This window comes from Thermanaerovibrio acidaminovorans DSM 6589, from assembly GCF_000024905.1.
GTDB lineage: Bacteria > Synergistota > Synergistia > Synergistales > Synergistaceae > Thermanaerovibrio > Thermanaerovibrio acidaminovorans.
This window is the reverse complement of the sequence record NC_013522.1, coordinates 618357-635027: the sequence shown is the minus strand read 5'-3', so window position 1 is coordinate 635027 and position 16671 is coordinate 618357. Positions and strand designations below refer to the sequence as shown.

Annotated in this window: 19 protein-coding genes; 14 read left to right on the top strand and 5 right to left on the bottom strand. The window is 63.6% G+C overall.

The window, feature by feature from the left end; translation table 11 throughout:
• Positions 1-10: 10 nt before the first annotated feature.
• Entirely contained in the window at positions 11-316 is a 306-nt protein-coding gene (locus TACI_RS03005) for an acylphosphatase (RefSeq protein ID WP_012869351.1), read from the bottom strand.
• Between the two features lie 123 nt (positions 317-439).
• Here TACI_RS03005 and TACI_RS03000 point away from each other — a divergent pair, with 123 nt between their 5' ends.
• On the top strand, positions 440-1084 hold the full coding sequence (locus TACI_RS03000; protein WP_012869350.1) for a lactate utilization protein: 645 nt from the start codon (positions 440-442) through the stop codon (positions 1082-1084).
• Positions 1085-1146: 62 nt separating this feature from the next.
• Positions 1147-2103: an asparaginase gene (locus TACI_RS02995; RefSeq protein WP_012869349.1), complete on the top strand. Its 957-nt coding sequence runs from the start codon at positions 1147-1149 to the stop codon at positions 2101-2103.
• A 17-nt stretch (positions 2104-2120) separates the two neighbouring features.
• Here TACI_RS02995 and TACI_RS02990 read toward each other — a convergent pair whose 3' ends face one another.
• Positions 2121-2600, bottom strand: coding sequence for an aminoacyl-tRNA deacylase (locus TACI_RS02990; RefSeq protein WP_012869348.1), 480 nt, complete (start codon positions 2598-2600; stop codon positions 2121-2123).
• 97 nt (positions 2601-2697) lie between these two features.
• Between TACI_RS02990 and TACI_RS02985 the strand changes: the two genes are divergently transcribed.
• The 12 genes from TACI_RS02985 (at position 2698) to TACI_RS02930 (ending at position 12680) form a co-directional block, all read left to right on the top strand.
• Positions 2698-3651, top strand: a complete 954-nt coding sequence (locus TACI_RS02985) for a triphosphoribosyl-dephospho-CoA synthase (protein ID WP_012869347.1) — start codon at positions 2698-2700, stop codon at positions 3649-3651.
• Positions 3648-4001: a helix-turn-helix domain-containing protein gene (locus TACI_RS02980; RefSeq protein WP_012869346.1), complete on the top strand. Its 354-nt coding sequence runs from the start codon at positions 3648-3650 to the stop codon at positions 3999-4001. Before TACI_RS02985 ends, TACI_RS02980 begins: the two co-directional genes overlap by 4 nt.
• Before the next feature lie 7 nt (positions 4002-4008).
• Positions 4009-4419 (top strand): ImmA/IrrE family metallo-endopeptidase, encoded by a 411-nt coding sequence (locus TACI_RS02975; RefSeq protein ID WP_012869345.1) that lies wholly within the window; start codon positions 4009-4011, stop codon positions 4417-4419.
• A 328-nt stretch (positions 4420-4747) separates the two neighbouring features.
• A complete protein-coding gene (locus TACI_RS02970) occupies positions 4748-5983 on the top strand; it encodes an aminotransferase-like domain-containing protein (RefSeq protein ID WP_012869344.1) in 1236 nt (411 codons plus the stop codon).
• Position 5984: 1 nt separating this feature from the next.
• Positions 5985-7073: a butyrate kinase gene (gene buk / locus TACI_RS02965; RefSeq protein WP_012869343.1), complete on the top strand. Its 1089-nt coding sequence runs from the start codon at positions 5985-5987 to the stop codon at positions 7071-7073.
• Between the two features lie 26 nt (positions 7074-7099).
• Positions 7100-8185: a butyrate kinase gene (gene buk, locus TACI_RS02960; RefSeq protein ID WP_012869342.1), complete on the top strand. Its 1086-nt coding sequence runs from the start codon at positions 7100-7102 to the stop codon at positions 8183-8185.
• 10 nt (positions 8186-8195) lie between these two features.
• On the top strand, positions 8196-8849 hold the full coding sequence (locus TACI_RS02955) for a cobyric acid synthase CobQ (RefSeq protein WP_012869341.1): 654 nt from the start codon (positions 8196-8198) through the stop codon (positions 8847-8849).
• A gap of 24 nt (positions 8850-8873) precedes the next feature.
• On the top strand, positions 8874-9104 hold the full coding sequence (locus tag TACI_RS02950; RefSeq protein WP_012869340.1) for a 4Fe-4S dicluster domain-containing protein: 231 nt from the start codon (positions 8874-8876) through the stop codon (positions 9102-9104).
• 39 nt (positions 9105-9143) lie between these two features.
• A complete protein-coding gene (locus TACI_RS02945; RefSeq protein ID WP_012869339.1) occupies positions 9144-10205 on the top strand; it encodes a 3-methyl-2-oxobutanoate dehydrogenase subunit VorB in 1062 nt (353 codons plus the stop codon).
• Positions 10206-10212: 7 nt separating this feature from the next.
• A complete protein-coding gene (locus TACI_RS02940) occupies positions 10213-10962 on the top strand; it encodes a thiamine pyrophosphate-dependent enzyme (RefSeq protein ID WP_012869338.1) in 750 nt (249 codons plus the stop codon).
• A gap of 3 nt (positions 10963-10965) precedes the next feature.
• Entirely contained in the window at positions 10966-11523 is a 558-nt protein-coding gene (locus TACI_RS02935; protein ID WP_012869337.1) for a 2-oxoacid:acceptor oxidoreductase family protein, read from the top strand.
• A gap of 290 nt (positions 11524-11813) precedes the next feature.
• Positions 11814-12680, top strand: coding sequence for a MurR/RpiR family transcriptional regulator (locus TACI_RS02930; protein ID WP_012869336.1), 867 nt, complete (start codon positions 11814-11816; stop codon positions 12678-12680).
• Positions 12681-12748: 68 nt separating this feature from the next.
• Here TACI_RS02930 and TACI_RS02925 read toward each other — a convergent pair whose 3' ends face one another.
• From TACI_RS02925 to hisS, 3 genes are read right to left on the bottom strand one after another with little or no spacing between them, the layout of a single operon-like run.
• Positions 12749-13426, bottom strand: a complete 678-nt coding sequence (locus tag TACI_RS02925; RefSeq protein ID WP_012869335.1) for a metal-dependent hydrolase — start codon at positions 13424-13426, stop codon at positions 12749-12751.
• A 37-nt stretch (positions 13427-13463) separates the two neighbouring features.
• A complete protein-coding gene (aspS, locus tag TACI_RS02920) occupies positions 13464-15263 on the bottom strand; it encodes an aspartate--tRNA ligase (protein WP_012869334.1) in 1800 nt (599 codons plus the stop codon).
• Between the two features lie 7 nt (positions 15264-15270).
• Entirely contained in the window at positions 15271-16542 is a 1272-nt protein-coding gene (hisS, locus tag TACI_RS02915) for a histidine--tRNA ligase (RefSeq protein WP_012869333.1), read from the bottom strand.
• Between the last annotated feature and the right edge of the window lie 129 nt (positions 16543-16671).

Below are 16671 nucleotides of genomic sequence, written 5' to 3'. Positions count from 1 at the left end.
CATCTCCCCCTCATATGGACGTCAGCACCCTGAAGGGCCCGTCCTCACAGGCCTCCAATGGCACCGGTTGGGTGGATAGCTGGTCCACCCGGGACCACCTGGGTCCCCTGGAGGTGGCCTCCACCGCCGCCTCCACCGCGGACCTGGGGCCCACCAGGAGGGCCTCCACCTGGTCCTCCCCCACGTTCCTGACGAAGCCACTAAGGCCCAGCTCCGCCGCCTTCATATGCACGAAGTGCCTGAAGCCGACCCCCTGAACCCGCCCTCTGACCAGGACACGGAGGGCCACCTTCTCATCCCCGCAAGACAAGGTCATTCGAATCCCTCCCCTGGAGACTCAAGGATGATACAGGCACCAAAATGCCATAGCAAGGCGGGACTCCACAAGGGGTATAATCGGGGGGATCGCCATAACCTGTCAGAAGGAGGTATCCTTCCAATGAACGGCTTCGAGGATCACCGCCGTAACGCCCTTAGGGCCCTTGCGGAGAGCACCGCCACCAGGCTGAGGGAGCGGGGGTACTCCGCATCGGTGGTTGAGGACCGGGACTCCGCCCGGGAGCTGATCCTGTCCCTCATACCCGAGGACGCTCACGTGGGCGTGCCGGGCAGCGTAACCGTACGGGATATAGGTCTGTTGGGGGCCCTGGAGAGGCGGGGGAACCGGGTTATACAGCACTGGGGGGACATGACCCCCGAGGAGCGGAAACAGCGGCTGCTGGAGGAGATAATGGCGGACGCGTTCGTCACCAGCGCCAACGCCCTGTCCAAGGATGGCCACATAGTCAACATCGACGGGGCGGGGAACCGAGTGGCGGGCATATCCTTCGGCCCCGGCAAGCTGATCTTCGTGGTGGGGGTGAACAAGATAGTCCACGACCTGGATGCGGCCCTCAAGCGGGCCCGGCAGGCTGCCTCCCCCAACGCCTCGAGGCTCAACTCCCCGGTGCCATGCGGCAGGACCGGCTTCTGCGTGGACTGCAATGTGCCCGAGAGGATGTGCCGGGTGATCTCCATACTGGAGAGGTGCCCCATGGGAAGGGACGCCCACGTTATAATAGTCCTTCAAAACCTGGGCTACTGAGTCCGAGGCTTTACAGCACCTGAAGACCACATGGCGGGGGATCCCCGCCGAGGAGGGGTATCATGGCATCGCAGAAGACCGCCCTGGTCTTCGCCGGGAGTCCGTCCCTGGGGGACATGTCCCCGGTGGAGTCGGTGAAGTCCCTCATCTCCCTTCCCCCCGAGCTGGTGGGGGAGACGGAGGTGATCGAATGGAGCAGACAACCCAGCAGCCACTACACCATAAGGGTCACCACCGACCTGCTGGAGCTCTTCCGATCCCTGCTAGGAGACGGCTACAGCGGCATAGCGGTGGCCAGCGGGACCGACGTGATGGAGGAGATGGCCTACCTGGTGGACCTGCTCTGGCCCTACCCCAACCCAATAGTCTTCACCGGCCTGGGCTCCCCCGCCAGACACGGCAGCAACGAGGGGGCGGTGAACCTGCGTCAGGCGGTGGTGGCCGCCTCGTCGGAGGCCTGCTGGGGGATGGGGGTCCTCATCTTCTCCCGGGGGGAGCTCTTCGCCGCCTCGGAGGCCTGCAAGTTCTACAGCCACCGGGGGCACGACTTCGCCTCCCCCGGAGCGGGACCGGTTGGGGAGGTGGTTCAGAACCGGGTCTACGTGGCAAGGCACCCCCGGAGGGCCCGGGTCATTGACCGGCCGGTGGTGCCCGCCAAGGACGTGGAGGTGCTCTACGCCTCCCTGGGAGGCGGGGAGCTGACCCTTTCGCACCTTTTCCGGGACGAGTCCCTCAAGGGGCTGGTGCTGGGGTGCTTCGGCACCGGTAACGTGCCCCCCTCCTGGACCCCCCACATCAAGAACCTGATCCGCCGCCGGGTGCCGGTGGTGCTCACCTCCAGGTGCCAGCTGGGAAGGGTGCTCTCCCTCTACGACTTCGAGGGATCCGCCAGCCGCCTCCTGGACATGGGGGCCATAGACGGGGGGACCCTCCGGCCCCTCCAGGCGAGGCTCCGGCTGGCGGTGGCGGTGGGGGCCGGCATGGACGAGGAGGAGATCAGGGAGTACATGCTCTCCTGAGGGGCCAGCCCCCGGGGCTACGCCTTGGCTATCTCCCCCACCAGGGCCTGGGTGTAGTCCCTAAGGTCCCCGGGGGACACGGGAAAGAACGAGTGGTCGTCCCCGGCGGCGGCCCAGACCACGTCGTACTGGAACAGGTCCTGATCCATGGCGGCGGGGGGCTGGACCGGGTAGCCCAGGGGGGGCACTCCGCCGGGCTTAAAGGGGGTCATGGACACCACCTCGTCGAAGGTGGCCATCCTGAGACGCTTGACCCCCATGAGGCGGGCCATCTTCTTGAGGTCCAACCTGTTGGGGCCGCACATGAGGGCCAGCTTCAGCTCCCCCTGGTCCATCACCAGTATGCTCTTCAATATCCGCCGGGGTTCAACACCAACGGTCCGGGCGGCATCGTCCACCGTGTGGATCGTGTCCTGGGACCTCAAGATCCTCCCCTGGTAGCGAAGCTCTCTGAGACGCCCCTCCACCAGGGCCACCGGATCCAAATCTGCGGTCATAGCCCTTCCCTCCTTACGGCCATGGGGCTCTGATATACTCTTCAGGACCAAAGTTTAACATCGAATCCTGAGGGATCAACCGGGAGGTGAGTGCGCCATGGCTGAGGATCCCATGGGGGTGCGCTGGCTGGCCAGATCGCTCGGGGCCCTGGCCGCCTGGGCGGCCACCACGGAGGTGCTGGTGGCGCCGAAGCCTGGCCTGGTGGACCCCCTGGACCGGGGGGCCCATCTGGATATGGACTGGGTTACGTTCCTCCACAGCTCCTCCGCCCTGGCCCCCCTGTGGGAGGAACAGGCCATGGCGGGGCTCCTTGGTCTCCAGGGGGAGGAGGCCCTGAAGGCCATGAGGCCCGTGGGGCTCCGGATGGAGGAGGCCATGTTCAAAGCCACCGGAGGGGTCAACACCCACAAGGGGCTCATCTTCGCCCTGTCCCTATGGCTCTACGGGGCAGGTAGGTGCGCCCGGGAGGGAAGGCCTCCGGAACCTAAGGAGGTGGCATTTAGAGCCGCCGAGCCGGTGATGGGCGCGGTGGATAGGGAGCTCCGCCCCTTGAAGGAGGGGAGGCTTCCAGGGAGGGAGCTTACCCACGGGGAGAGGCTCTACCTGGAGCACGGGGTCACCGGCATAAGGGGCGAGGCGGAGGGGGGCTTCCCCACGGTGGTGAGACACATCTGCCCCACCATCAGCGGGTGGCTCTCGAGGGGGGCCACGCTGAACGACGCGTCCATCGCGGGGCTCCTGGCCGCCATGGGGACCTGCCAGGACAGCAACGTGATCCACCGGGGGGGTTACCAGCTCTGGAGGGGCCCCTACCGGGAGGCGGCCCTGCGGGCCCTCGGGGAGTTCGATCCCCTGGCGGGGGACTACTCCCCCATCCTCCGGCTGGACTTGCGGCTAAAGGAGCTGCGGGTGAGCCCCGGGGGGGCGGCGGACCTGCTGGCCTGCGGCCTCTTCGCCCTGGGGCTTAGGCGCCACCTTGTTGATAACCCAAAGATTGTGAACTATAATTTTGACTTACATAGAATTGACAGGCGGGGGGTGATGAGTTGAGCTTAGGGATGAGGGTCAAGGTGCTGCGGCGGGCCAAGGGGCTGACCCAGCAGGGGCTGGCGGACACGGTGAACGTCAGCCGGGTCTACATTCAGTCCATCGAGAGCAACCGTCGGAGGCCCTCCATGGACCTGCTGGAGAGGCTGGCGGAGGCGCTGGACGTCACGGTGGCGGACCTGGTGAAGGACTCCCCCGGGGACGGTAAGCGAATGCAGCTGGAGGAGGTGCTTGCCTCCGGCCAGGTGGAGGTGTGGTACAGGAGCAGGAAGCTCTCCCCCAGGGAGGTAAAGAGGATAAACCGGCTGGTGGAGACCATCCTAGAGGAGTGGGATGAGGAAGACCAGGAGTAGCGGGGGGTTGAGGTTCAGCTACCCCTCCCCCCCGGAGGAGATACCTCGCTGGGCCCGGGAGGAGGCCCGGCGTTGGGTTGGGAAGGACCAGTTCGACGTGCTGGTGATGGCGGAGGAGCTGAGCGGCAGGTCCCTAGAGGTCCGCTACGTGGACCTGCCGGAGGACGTGTTCGGCTTTCACGTCTGCCGGGGCTCCAGGGGAGCCATACTCATAAACGCGGGGCTTCCCCCCTTCTGGCGCCGGTTCACCCTCTTTCACGAGATCTACCACATAGTGAAACACCCCAAGGGGAAGGCCTTCTGGGAGCGGACCTTCCAGCCCCTGAGCCGGTTCGAGCGGGAGGCGGACCACTTCGCCTGGGCCGCCGTGTGGCCCGAGTGGTCCCGGGGGGACTACTCCCAGTGGGACTGCCCTTGACGCTCCCCGGGCCCTTAACGGATAGATCATGGTTTTTGATACTTAAGTTCCAGCCCCGGACATAAAGAATGAAAAAATTTAGAACCTTCAAACCCATCCAGTTGACACCCCCCATTGGCAAGTTTAAACTTATCGCCAGATGGTAACTTTATACCAAAGGTTTGCCCAGAAAATCACATAAAAAAGGTTGGGCGTCACGTGTATGCAGTGACCTTGTGAAACTCTACTCGACTTGACAAGCGGTCCCAGGGTGTTAAGTATCCTTCCATTGCCCGATAAGGCGGCGGTTGCCGCGGGGGGTCATAAAAGAGACGAAGGAGTGGGTGTCATGTCATTTGAAGACAGGCTGTCAGAGGTGGGGCTCAACCTGCGTTCCTCCATCATAAGGGAGCTCCTGAAGTTCGCCGCCTCGCCGGAGGCCATATCCTTCGGCGGCGGGGTGCCGGATCCCAACACCTTCCCCAGGCATCAGCTGGCGGAGATAGCCAAGGAGGTGGTGGAACAGGACTACTCCTACACCCTCCAGTACGGCACCACCGAGGGGGATGACCTCCTGGCCGTCCAGATAATCAAGCTCCTTAACCGCATCTACGGCATCGCGGACGTCCAGCGGGACCAGCTCCTGTTCACCACCGGATCCCAGCAGGCCCTGGACCTGATGGCCCGGATCTTCCTGGACAAGGACAGCATCTGCTTCCTGGAGTTCCCCGCCTACCTGGGGGCGGTCAGCGCCTTCAGGATGTCCTTCCCCCGCTTCGAGACCGTCCCCCTGGAGGACGACGGCATGGACGTGGGCTACCTGGAGAACCGCCTCCGGGAGCTGGACGCCAAGGGGGAGATAAAGAAGGTCAAGTTCCTCTACACGGTCCCCAACTTCCACAACCCCGCCAGCGTCACCATGAGCCTGGAGAAGCGCAAGAAGCTCATCGAGATATGCGACCGGTACGACATCCTCATCCTGGAGGACGATCCCTACGGGATGCTCCGCTTCAGCGGCGAGCGCCTGCCCTCCCTCTACAAGCTGGCGGGTCCCGACCGGGTGGTGCTCCTCAACTCCTTCAGCAAGGTGCTCACCCCCGGGCTCCGCATAGGGATGATGGTGGGCCACAGCTCCATCATAAGGCGGGCCACCATGGCCAAGCAGGCCATGGACCTCTGCTGCCCCACCCTGACCCAGCGGATAGCCGCCCGGTACCTGGAGAGGCACGACCTGGTGGAGCAGCTGAAGCCCGGCATAGAGCTCTATCGGGGCAAGAAGGATACCATGATAAGGGCCCTGAACGAGCACTTCTCGGAGATAAAGGGCGCCAAGTGGGTGGACCCCGAGGGGGGCCTCTTCGTGTGGGTCACCCTGCCCCAGGGCTTCGACACCATAGGCATGTTCGACGTGGCCAAGGCCAAGAACGTCTACTACATACCCGGCGAGGCCTTCTCCATAGAGAAGACCCCGTCCACCTCCATGAGGCTCTCCTTCTGCCTGCCGCCGGAGGAGAGGATCGTGGAGGGGGTAAGGCGCCTAAAGGACGTGATCGCCCAGTACGGTCGGGAGAAGGGGCTGATGTAACATGAAGATACTGGTCATAAACCCCGGATCCAGCAGCACCAAGGTGGCCCTCTTCGAGGACAGGGATAGGATATCCCAGGAGAACCTGTCCCACCCGGCGGAGGAGCTGGACCGGTACGAGACCCTTATGGACCAGCGGGAGCTCCGGGAGAGGGCCATAATGGACTTCCTGGCGACGAACCGGGTGTCGCTGGATCAGCTGGACGCCATAGCCGCCCGGGGGGGGATACTGCCACCACTGGAGAGCGGCACCTACCTGGCCAACCAGGCCATGGAGGACTTCCTGCTCCACCACGCCAGGGTGCAACACGCGTCCAACCTGGCGGCGGTGATAGGGCTGGACATGGCCCGGAAGGCCTCCAAGCCCATCCCGGTCTACGTTACCGATCCGGTCAGCGTGGACGAGATGGATCCGGTGGCCCGCATATCGGGCATAAAGGACCTGGAGCGCAAGTGCCTGTCCCACATATCCAACATGCGGGTGGTGGGCATCAAGGTGGCGGAGGAGGAGCTCAAGCGCCCCTTCAACGAGACCAACATGGTGATAGCCCATCTGGGGGGCGGCATCTCCGTGGCCCCCTTCGAGAGGGGACGCATGTTCGACGTGAACAACGCCAACGACGAGGGCCCCTTCAGCGTGGAGAGGTCCGGGGAGCTCCCGGTGGGCGACGTGGTCAAGGTGGCCTACTCGGGACAGTACACCAAGGACCAGCTCAAGAAGACCTTCGTGGGCAAAGGGGGGCTGGTGGCCTACCTGGGGACCAATGACCTCCGGGAGGCCTTCAAGATGGCCCAGGAGGACCCCAAGGCGTTGGAGGTCATAGAGGCCATGGCCTACCAGATAGCCCAGGAGATAGGGGCCATGTGCGTGGCCCTCAAGGGCAGGGTGGACTGCATCGTCATCACCGGCGGGATGGCCCACAGCGATCGGTTCGTCCAGATGATCCAGTCCCGGGTGGGGCGCTTCGCCCGGGTGTTCACCGTGCCGGGAGAGATGGAGATGGAGGCCCTGGCGTACGGGGCCCTGCGGGTGATGACCGGCCAGGAGGCGGCGAAGGAGTTCACCTTCTCCGCCGGGGGTTCAAACTAAGCCACTAAAAGGGCGGTGCTACGACGATGAAGATACTGGTCATAAATCCCGGTTCCACCAGCACCAAGGTGGCGGTCTTCGAGGACGATGAGCTCCTGGCCTCCAAGACCCTGAGGCACTCCTCCGAGGAGCTGGCCCCCTTCAAGCGGCTTACGGATCAGTTCGCCTTCAGGACCAAGATAATCGAGGCCTTCCTCCAGGAGGCGGGGGTACCTCCCGAGGAGCTGTCCGCCGTGGTGGGTCGCGGAGGCCTGCTGGATCCCATATCCTCCGGGGGCACCTACAAGGTCACCGATGACATGTTGGAGGACCTGATGTCCGGCAAGAACGGGGAGCACGCCTCCAACCTGGGGGCCCTCATCGCATACCAGTTCACCCGGGAGTTCGGAATCCCCTCGTTCATCGTGGACTCGGTGGTGGTGGACGAGCTGGAGCCCCTGGCCCGCTACTCCGGGCACCCCATGTTCAAGCGCAGGTCCATATTCCACGCCCTGAACCAGAAGGCCACCGCCAGGGCGGCCGCCAAGGAGCTGGGCAAGGCCTACGAGGACGTGAACCTAATCGTGGTCCACATGGGGGGTGGCATATCCGTTGGGGCCCACAAGAGGGGCCGGGTGGTCAACGTCAACAACGCCCTGGACGGGGACGGGCCCTTCACCCCCGAGAGGAGCGGCACCCTTCCCCTGACCCAGCTGATCGACCTCTGCTACAGCGGCAGGTACACCCTGGACCAGATGAAGAAGAAGATCAAGGGACAGGGAGGCATGGTGGACTACCTGGGGACCAACGACGGAATGGAGGTCTCCAAGCGGATAGACCAGGGGGACCAGGAGGCCCTGTTGGTCTACCGGGCCATGGCATACCAGACCGCCAAGTGGATCGGCAAGATGGCGGCGGTGCTCAGCGGAGAGGTGGACGGCATCGTCCTAACCGGGGGCCTGGCCTACGACAAGGACCGGATGGTGCCCTGGATAAGGGAGATGGTGGAGTTCATAGCCCCGGTCCTCGTCTTCCCCGGCGGCGACGAGGAGAGGGCCCTGGCCATGGGGGGGCTGAGGGTCCTTAGGGGAGAGGAGACCCCCAAGATCTACTCCGAGATGAGGATCAGTTAGGAGGCCCAGCGTGACCCAACTGAGGAAGAACTACGCTTTCATCGGCCTGTTCGGAAGCGGCAAGACCGAGATGGCCATAAACTGGGCCCTGTACCTCCGGAGCCAGCACCCCCAGGTGGCCATAGTGGACGGGGACATAATCTCCCCCTACTTCAGGAGCCGGGACGTGGCGGAGGAGCTGGAGGAGATGGGGCTCACCCCCGTGTACCCAAAGGGGGCGTTGAGAAATGGGGACCTTCCGGTCATCACCGGCGCCGCCAGGGGCTACCTGGAGCGACAGGAGTATAAGACGGTGATGGACGTGGGGGGCGAGGAGGGGGGCGTGGTGGTGCTCGGTTATCTGAAGCCCCACCTGGGGGACTGCGAGATATCCATGGTGGTCAACGTGGCCCGTCCCTTCTCCTCCACTGTGGCGGGGATCGAGAGGGCCCTCAATGACCTCTCCCGGGTGGCGGACCTCAAGGTGGACTACCTGATAAACAACCCCAACCTCTCCAGGGAGACCACCCCGGACCTGATCCGTCGGGGGGAGGAGGTCCTGGCGGAGGCGTCGGAGAGGTTGTCCATACCGGTGAAGTACACGGTGGTGCCGGACTTCCTGGACGTCCAGGGCCTTCGGTTCCCGGTCTTCAAGATACGCCGGTTCATGCGGATGGAAATATAGACCCTTTACGGAGGTGTGAGCGGGATGGCAAAGGCCAAGGGAAAGATCGAAATCGATCAGGAGAGGTGCAAGGGCTGCGGGCTCTGCGTGAGCGTGTGTCCCATGAAGGTCATCGAGTTCGGGGACAACTTCAACAACAAGGGCTACCACCCGGCGGAGGCGAAGCACGTGGACAAGTGCATCGGTTGCGGGTTCTGCTACAACATATGCCCCGACGTCTGCATAACCGTCTACAAGGAAGTGGAGAACGCTTAAGAGAGCTGGGTCCAAACCAAGATTGGGAGGGGAACGTAGATGGCCGAGAGAGTTTTGGTAAAGGGAACTGAAGCCATGGGAGAGGCGGCCGTTAGGGCGGGCTGCAGGCTGTTCTTCGGCTACCCCATAACGCCTCAGAACGAGCTCCCGGAGTACATGTCCAAACGGATGCCGGAGGTGAACGGCACCTTCCTCCAGACCGAGAGCGAGGTGGCCACCATAAACATGGTCTACGGGGCCGCCTGCACGGGCACCCGGGTCATGACCTCCACCTCCTCGCCGGGTTACAGCCTCATGCAGGAAGGGGTCTCCTACATGGCCTGCGCGGAGCTGCCGGCGGTGCTGGTCAACGTGGTGCGCGGAGGACCGGGGCTGGGGGACATCCAGCCCTCCCAGGGGGACTACTGGCAGGCCACCAAGGGGGGCGGACACGGGGACTACAAGCTGATAGTCCTGGCCCCCTCCACCGTCCAGGAGGCGGTGGACCTGACGGTGCTGGCCTTCGACCTGGCGGACAAGTACCGGAACCCCACCCTCATCGTGGCGGACGGGGTCATCGGCCAGATCATGGAGCCCGTTACCTTCCCGGACTTCGTTGACCTGTCCCAGCTACCCACCCACGACACCTGGGCCCTCAAGGGCAACAAGGGCCGCCAGAAGAGGGTCGTGGCCCCCTTCGACCTGGATCCCTACCGGCTGGAGCAGATGAACCTGGCGCTGGTGGCCAAGTACGAGGAGATGGAGCGGAACGAGACCCGGTGGGAGGAGTACCGGCTCGAGGACGCGGAGGTGGTTATCACCGCCTTCGGCACCGTGGCCCGGATAGCCAAGAGCGTGGTGGACCAGGCCAGGGAACAGGGCATAAAGGCGGGGCTCTTCAGGCCCATCACCATCTGGCCCTTCCCCTACAAGCGCCTGGAGGAGCTCTCCAAGGGCAAGAAGCTGATCTTCGACGCGGAGATGAACATGGGGCAGATGCTGGAGGACGTGAAGCTGGCGGTGAAGGACAACGCCCCCATAGAGTTCTTCAAGCGGATGGGCGGGGTTGTCCCCACCCCCGACGAGATCCTCGGGGCCCTAAACTCTAAGCTGGGGAGGTAAGCCGGATATGACTTTCCAGGTTGTTATGAAGAGGCCCGAGAGCCTCACCATGAGGGAGTTCACCTACTGCCCCGGTTGCACCCACGGGGTTATCCACCGGCTGGTGGCGGAGGTGCTGGACGAGCTTGACATGAGGGAGAACACCATCACCGTGGCCCCCATCGGCTGCTCGGTGTTCGCCTACGAGTTCTTCGACACCGACGGCACCATCGCCGCCCACGGCAGGGCCCCGGCGGTGGCCACGGGCATAAAGAGGGCCAGGCCGGACCTGTACGTCTTCACCTACCAGGGGGACGGGGACCTGGGCGCCATCGGCACCGCCGAGATAGTCCACGCCGCCAACCGGGGTGAGAAGATAACCACCATCTTCGTCAACAACGCCATCTACGGCATGACCGGCGGCCAGATGGCCCCCACCACCCTGCTGGGGATGAAGAGCACCACCACCCCCTACGGCAGGAAGGCGGAGAACGACGGGTACCCCCTTAGGGTCTCGGAGATCATCAAGGAGACCCGGGGCGTGGCCTACCTGGCCCGGACCAAGGTCAACACCCCCCAGGACGTCAGGAAGACCAAGGAGGCCATCCGGAAGGCCTTCCTGGCCCAGGTGAGGGGCATCGGGTTCGGAATGGTGGAGGTGCTATCCACCTGCCCCACCAACTGGGGAATGGACCCGGTCAAGTCCCTCAAGTGGCTGGAGGAGAACATGGTTCCCGAGTATCCCTTGGGAGTATTCGTGGACAAGGTGGGTGAGTAGACCATGAACACTCGTATGATCTTCGCCGGCTTCGGCGGCCAGGGCGTCATGCTCATGGGACAGATAATCTCCTATGCGGGCATGCTGGAGGGCAAGCACGTCACCTGGATGCCCTCCTACGGCCCGGAGATGAGGGGTGGAACCGCCAACTGCACGGTGGTCATAAGCGACCAGGAGGTGGCCTCCCCGGTCACCAACGACGCGGAGGTGGTGGTGGCCATGAACATCCCCTCCCTGGTCAAGTTCGAGCCCGCGGTGACCCCCAACGGGTGTCTGCTTATAAACCAGTCCGTCATAGACCGGGAGCCCCAACGAACCGACCTGGTCTCCGTCAAGGTCCCCTGCAACGAGATCGCCGAGAAGCTGGGCAACCTCAAGGTGGCCAACATGGTCATGCTGGGCGCCGTGGCGGGGGCCACCGGGGTGGTCTCCAAGGAGAGCATCGTAAAGGCCCTGGAGAAGAAGCTCTCCGCGGGCGGCAAGGCGGCCCTCATAGAGGTGAACAAGAACGCCATCGAGCGGGGCTTCGAGACCGCCAAGGCGGCGGTTGCCTCAAAGTAGTACCCCTCCAGCAACCGGGGAGGGTCCTAGAGGACCCTCCCCACTACCCCATCACCTCAACCTTGTCACCATGGAACATGTAATCCATACGGAAAATCAGTTTCTTTTTACCCCTTCAGGTACTATAATGTACATGGGATCTTGAACATGTGTCTCCAATGGGTTTAGCTGAGCTCCCTCTGTGCCCCATAAAACCCGGTAGGTCCCCCCAATTGATGACCAAAAATGAACGCAATTCCCCGGTTGGGATAATTTAATTATAAACAAAAGTTCTCGGAAGGGGTGGCATTATGGACAGTGCCCAGCTTCAGGCGCTGATGATGGACAGGATAGACAGCATGCCCAACAAGGCAAGGCGGGTGGTGGAGTACCTGCTGTCCAACATGAGGGAGGCGGCCTTCAGGTCCATAGGGGACGTGGCGGAGGACCTGAAGGTCTCCAAGGCCCAGCTGGTCCGGGTGGCCCGGATGCTGGGCTTCGAGGGCTACTCGGAGCTCAAGGACGCCCTCCAGAGGGCAATCCTGGAACAGGTGAACCCCGCCGCCATGCTGGCCAAGGTGTCCAACTCGGAGGACAGCCTGCCGGACACCATCTACAAGATGGAACACGCCAACCTGGACGACACCTGGACCCAGATGTCCGCCGCCAGCTCCGCCTCCTTCTGCCAGATGGTCACCGAGGCCAACAACATATACTGCCTCGGATGGGGCATCTCCTCCATGGTGGCGGAGTCCCTCCAGGTGCGACTTAGGGTCATGAACCTAAACTCCTTCCTCCTCAAGCGGGGCACCCTAACCCTGCACGAACAGGTCCGGGTGGCCCGGGAGGGGGACCTGCTGGTGGTGTGCGAGTTGCCCAGCTACGTGGTGGAGGTCACCGAGTCGGTGGAGATCGCCCACTCCAACGGCTGCCGAATAATATCCATCACCGACAGCCCCGCCGCACCGGTCTGCCGGTTCGCGGACCTGTCCCTCTTCGTCTCCGCCTCCTCCCCCACCTTCGGGAGCAGCATCATAGGCCCCCTCTTCCTGGTCCACGTGCTCACCTCCATCCTGGCCATAAGGATGGGGGACAGGGCAAAGAAGGCCCTGGAGGAACAGGCCCGGTTCCTCCACGACGAGCGGATCTTCCACCCGGTGTTCGGCCTCAAGTACTGACCTAGACCCAAATTAAAACCAGGGGACCGACTTGAGGCCCGTCCCCTGGTCTGCATCCCTCCCCGAACCTACAGCTCCATCTCCTCCCCGGGCTTGAGCGCCCTAACCTCCGCCAGGTCCCCCACCAGCTGGGCGAACCTACGAGGGTCCGCCTTTATGGGGGGGAACGTGTCGTAGTGCATGGGCACCACCCGCTTGGGCCTTATCATCCCCACCGCCCGGGCGGCGTCCTCGCAATCCATCACGTAGAAGCCCCCTATGGGCAGAAGGGCCAGGTCTATCCCATCCTGAGCCAGGAGAGCCATGTCGGAGGTAAGCCCCGTGTCCCCCGCGTGATAGACCTTCACGCCACAGGCCTCTATCACGAACCCGCACGCCAGCCCTCCGTAGAGCACCCGGTCCCCCTCCACCACCCCGGAGCCGTGAAGGGCCTTCACCATCCTCACGGTCCCGAAGGGCATCTGGGTCCTGCCGGCGAAGTACATCCCCATGGTGTTGACCCCCTGCCTACCCAGGATCAGGGAGAGCTCGTAGTTGCACACCACCGTGGCCCCGGTCCTCTTGGCGATGGACACCGTGTCACCCAGGTGATCCCCATGGCCGTGGGTGACGAATATCCACTGGGGCTCTATCCCCTCCGCCCCGGCACATGCGGGGTTGCCACTCAAGAACGGATCCACCAGGGCGCTGAACCCGTCCCCCTCCAAGTGAAAAGCCGCGTGTCCAAGGAACCTCACCTTAAGCACCGTAAGACACCTCCCTAATGGGGTTTAAGGGTCGTACCTACTGGGCCTCCTCCGCGGTGCTGGCTATGAAGAGCTCGTCCAGCTGGGACCTGTCCACCTGGGACGGGGCCCCGGACAGTAGGCACTGGGCCCTCTGGGTCTTGGGGAACGCCATTACCTCCCTTATGGACCTGGCGCCGCAGAGCATCATGGTGAGCCGGTCGAAGCCAAGGGCAAGCCCCCCGTGAGGCGGGGTACCGTAGGATAGGGCATCCAACAGGAAGCCGAACCGGTCCCTCAGCTGCTCCTCCTCGAAGCCAAGGGCCTTGAAGACCCGCTCCTGAACCACCGGGTGGTGGATCCTTATGGACCCTCCCCCCACCTCGCTTCCGTTGAGCACCAGGTCGTAGGCCCTGGACCGGACCGATCCGGGGTCCCTCTCCATCAGATCAAGGTCCTCCTCCTTGGGGGAAGTGAAGGGGTGGTGCACCGACACGTACCGGCCCTCCTCCTGGTCCCACTCGAAAAGGGGGAAGTCCACCACCCAGAGGAAGCGCCAGCCCTCCTCCACCAGCCCCATGGACCGGAAGACCTCGAGCCTCAATGCCCCAAGGACCTCGCAGGCGGTCCTCCAGGACCGGTCAGCCAGGATGAGGACCGCGTCCCCGTCACCCAGGTTCGACGCCTCAATTAGCCTGGCCCTGGCGGCCTCGTCCATGATCTTCACGAAGGGACCCTTTAGGGCCTCCCCGTTGCGCTGGATCACCGCCAGGCCCCGAGCCCCCAGCTCAACCGCCCTGGCCTCCAGGTTGGAGACCTCCTTCCGGGATAGCTTGGCCCCGCCGGGCAGCCTAAGCCCCTTGACCACCCCGCCGGACTCCTTGACCTCCTGGAGGGGAGACCCCTCGAAGCCCATGACCTCCGTCAGGTCCACCATGGCCTCCGGGATCCGAAGGTCCGGCTTGTCGCTACCGTAGAGGTCCATGGCCTCCCGCCAGGTGATCCTGCGGAATGGGGTGGGTATCTCCTCCCCCAGGATCTCCTTGAAGAGGCCCCTCATGTAGCCCTCCAGCAGGGAGAACACGTCCTCCTCGGTGATGAAGCTCATCTCCAGGTCCACCTGGGTAAACTCCGGCTGCCTGTCCGCCCTCAGGTCCTCGTCCCGGAAACACTTGACTATCTGGAAGTAGCGGTCACAGCCGGAGACCATCAGTATCTGCTTGAATATCTGGGGCGACTGGGGCAAGGCGAAGAACTTGCCCGGGTTCACCCGGCTGGGCACCAGGAAGTCCCTGGCCCCCTCGGGGGTGGACTTGGTGAGCATGGGAGTCTCCACCTCAAGGAACCCGTTCTGGACCAGGTAGTTCCGGGTGAACTGGGCGGCGGCGCTCCTAACCCTCAGGTTATGCTGCATCCTCTCCCGCCTCAGGTCCAGGAACCGGTATCGGAGCCGGAGGTTCTCGTCCACCCGATCCGCCTCCCCTATCTCGAAGGGCAACGGCTTGGACGGGGAGAGCACCAGTATGTCCTGGGCCACCACCTCCACCTGGCCGGTGGGCATGTCCGGGTTCTCGGTCCCCTGGGGCCTCCGCTGAACGGAGCCGCGAATGGCCATCACGTACTCGCTCCGGACCTCCTTGGCCCTGTCGTGAGCCTCCGGGGCCACCTCGGGGTTTATAACCACCTGGACGGCACCGGTGTGATCCCAGAGCTCCAGGAATATGATCCCCCCCAGGTCCCTGCGGCGGCGAAGCCATCCGTTCAGGACCACCTGGCTGCCCGCCATAGAGAGGTCCACCAGGCCGCACTTGACCGACCTCTTCCAACGCTCAGAGAAGAACTGGCTGGAAACCTCCATATCTAAACTACCCCCTAACCCGCTTGGCTATCTCCGCCGAATCCCCCAGGGGCACCTGGGTCTGCTCACCGGAGCCCATATCCTTAAGGGTGACCACCGACCTCAAGAGCTCCTCATCCCCGATTATGCAGACCCAGGGGGCGTTCCTCTGGGAGGCCAGCTTCATCTGGGCCTTGAAGGACTTGCCCGAGTAGTCCATGTCCGACCGGACCCCCAGGGCCCTCAGCCCCTTGAGGAGCGCCGAGGCGGCGAGCCGCACGTTCATCTCCGGCGAGGCGGTCACCACGAAGGCGTCGATGGAGGGCTCCTGGCCGAAGGAGCACCCCTGGCTCTCCATGGTTATCACGATCCGCTCCACCCCGGAGGCGAAGCCCACCCCGGGGACGAAGGGCCCCCCTATGGCCTCCGCCAGGTGGTCGTACCGGCCCCCGCCACATACTGCGTTCTGGGCCCCCAGGTCGCCGGAGAGGATCTCGTAGGCGGTCTTGGTGTAGTAGTCCAACCCCCTAACCAGCCGCTTGTCCAGCTTTACCACCGCCCCCGCCGCGTCCAGCCCCTTGAGCAACGCGTGGAAGTGATCCCGGCACTCGTCGCACAGGTGGTCCGTCATGGCGGGGGCATCCTCGGTGAGGGCCTTGCAGTCCGGGTTCTTGCAGTCCAGGATCCTCAAGGGGTTCCGGTGAAACCTGCCCCGGCAGGTCTCACAGAGCCCGTCCAGCTTGGCCCCCAGGAAGTCAGTCAGGGCCTTCCTGTGCACCGGCCTGCACTTGGGACAACCCACGGAGTTGAGCACCACCTCCAGGTTGGAGAGCCCCAGCCTCCGGTAGAGCTCCAGGGAGAAGCCTATGACCTCCAGGTCCACCATGGGATCCTGGGAACCCAAGGCCTCCACGTCCACCTGCCAGAACTGGCGGTAGCGCCCCTTCTGAGGACGCTCGTAGCGAAACATGGGACCCACGCTCCAGAGCTTCACCGGCTGCTGCTGGTTCCTAAGGTCGTGCTCCAGGTAGGCCCTCACCATCGACGCGGTGAGCTCCGGCCTTAAGGTTATGCTCCTACCCCCTCGGTCAGTGAAGGTGTACATCTCCTTCTCCACCACGTCGGTGGTGTCCCCTATGCCCCGACAGAAAAGCTCCGTGTGCTCGAAGATGGGAAGGTGAACCTCCCGGTAGCCGAAGTCATCCGCCACCCCCCGGAAGACGGACATGACGTACGCCCACTTCCAAGACTCGTCGGGCATCACGTCCTTGGTGCCCCTGGGAGCCCTTATGGGTTCCATCGCAATCCCCCCAAATATTTGAAAAATTATAATAAAAATGGGGCACACAGCGCCCCATCCACACAGGCTTATCCTGGTATATTACTAAAATCCTGGGCCCTATTGCAACCGCTCTAGGGGCCAATCGGG

Excerpts from the sequence above, each read along its gene's own strand:
- TACI_RS03005 (WP_012869351.1), bottom strand. The coding sequence starts at position 316 with ATGACCTTGTCTTGCGGGGATGAGAAGGTGGCCCTCCGTGTCCTGGTC.
- TACI_RS03000 (WP_012869350.1), top strand. The coding sequence starts at position 440 with ATGAACGGCTTCGAGGATCACCGCCGTAACGCCCTTAGGGCCCTTGCG.
- TACI_RS02995 (WP_012869349.1), top strand. The coding sequence starts at position 1,147 with ATGGCATCGCAGAAGACCGCCCTGGTCTTCGCCGGGAGTCCGTCCCTG.
- TACI_RS02990 (WP_012869348.1), bottom strand. The coding sequence starts at position 2,600 with ATGACCGCAGATTTGGATCCGGTGGCCCTGGTGGAGGGGCGTCTCAGA.
- TACI_RS02985 (WP_012869347.1), top strand. The coding sequence starts at position 2,698 with ATGGCTGAGGATCCCATGGGGGTGCGCTGGCTGGCCAGATCGCTCGGG.
- TACI_RS02970 (WP_012869344.1), top strand. The coding sequence starts at position 4,748 with ATGTCATTTGAAGACAGGCTGTCAGAGGTGGGGCTCAACCTGCGTTCC.
- buk (WP_012869343.1), top strand. The coding sequence starts at position 5,985 with ATGAAGATACTGGTCATAAACCCCGGATCCAGCAGCACCAAGGTGGCC.
- buk (WP_012869342.1), top strand. The coding sequence starts at position 7,100 with ATGAAGATACTGGTCATAAATCCCGGTTCCACCAGCACCAAGGTGGCG.
- TACI_RS02950 (WP_012869340.1), top strand. The coding sequence starts at position 8,874 with ATGGCAAAGGCCAAGGGAAAGATCGAAATCGATCAGGAGAGGTGCAAG.
- TACI_RS02945 (WP_012869339.1), top strand. The coding sequence starts at position 9,144 with ATGGCCGAGAGAGTTTTGGTAAAGGGAACTGAAGCCATGGGAGAGGCG.
- TACI_RS02940 (WP_012869338.1), top strand. The coding sequence starts at position 10,213 with ATGACTTTCCAGGTTGTTATGAAGAGGCCCGAGAGCCTCACCATGAGG.
- TACI_RS02935 (WP_012869337.1), top strand. The coding sequence starts at position 10,966 with ATGAACACTCGTATGATCTTCGCCGGCTTCGGCGGCCAGGGCGTCATG.
- TACI_RS02930 (WP_012869336.1), top strand. The coding sequence starts at position 11,814 with ATGGACAGTGCCCAGCTTCAGGCGCTGATGATGGACAGGATAGACAGC.
- aspS (WP_012869334.1), bottom strand. The coding sequence starts at position 15,263 with ATGGAGGTTTCCAGCCAGTTCTTCTCTGAGCGTTGGAAGAGGTCGGTC.
- hisS (WP_012869333.1), bottom strand. The coding sequence starts at position 16,542 with ATGGAACCCATAAGGGCTCCCAGGGGCACCAAGGACGTGATGCCCGAC.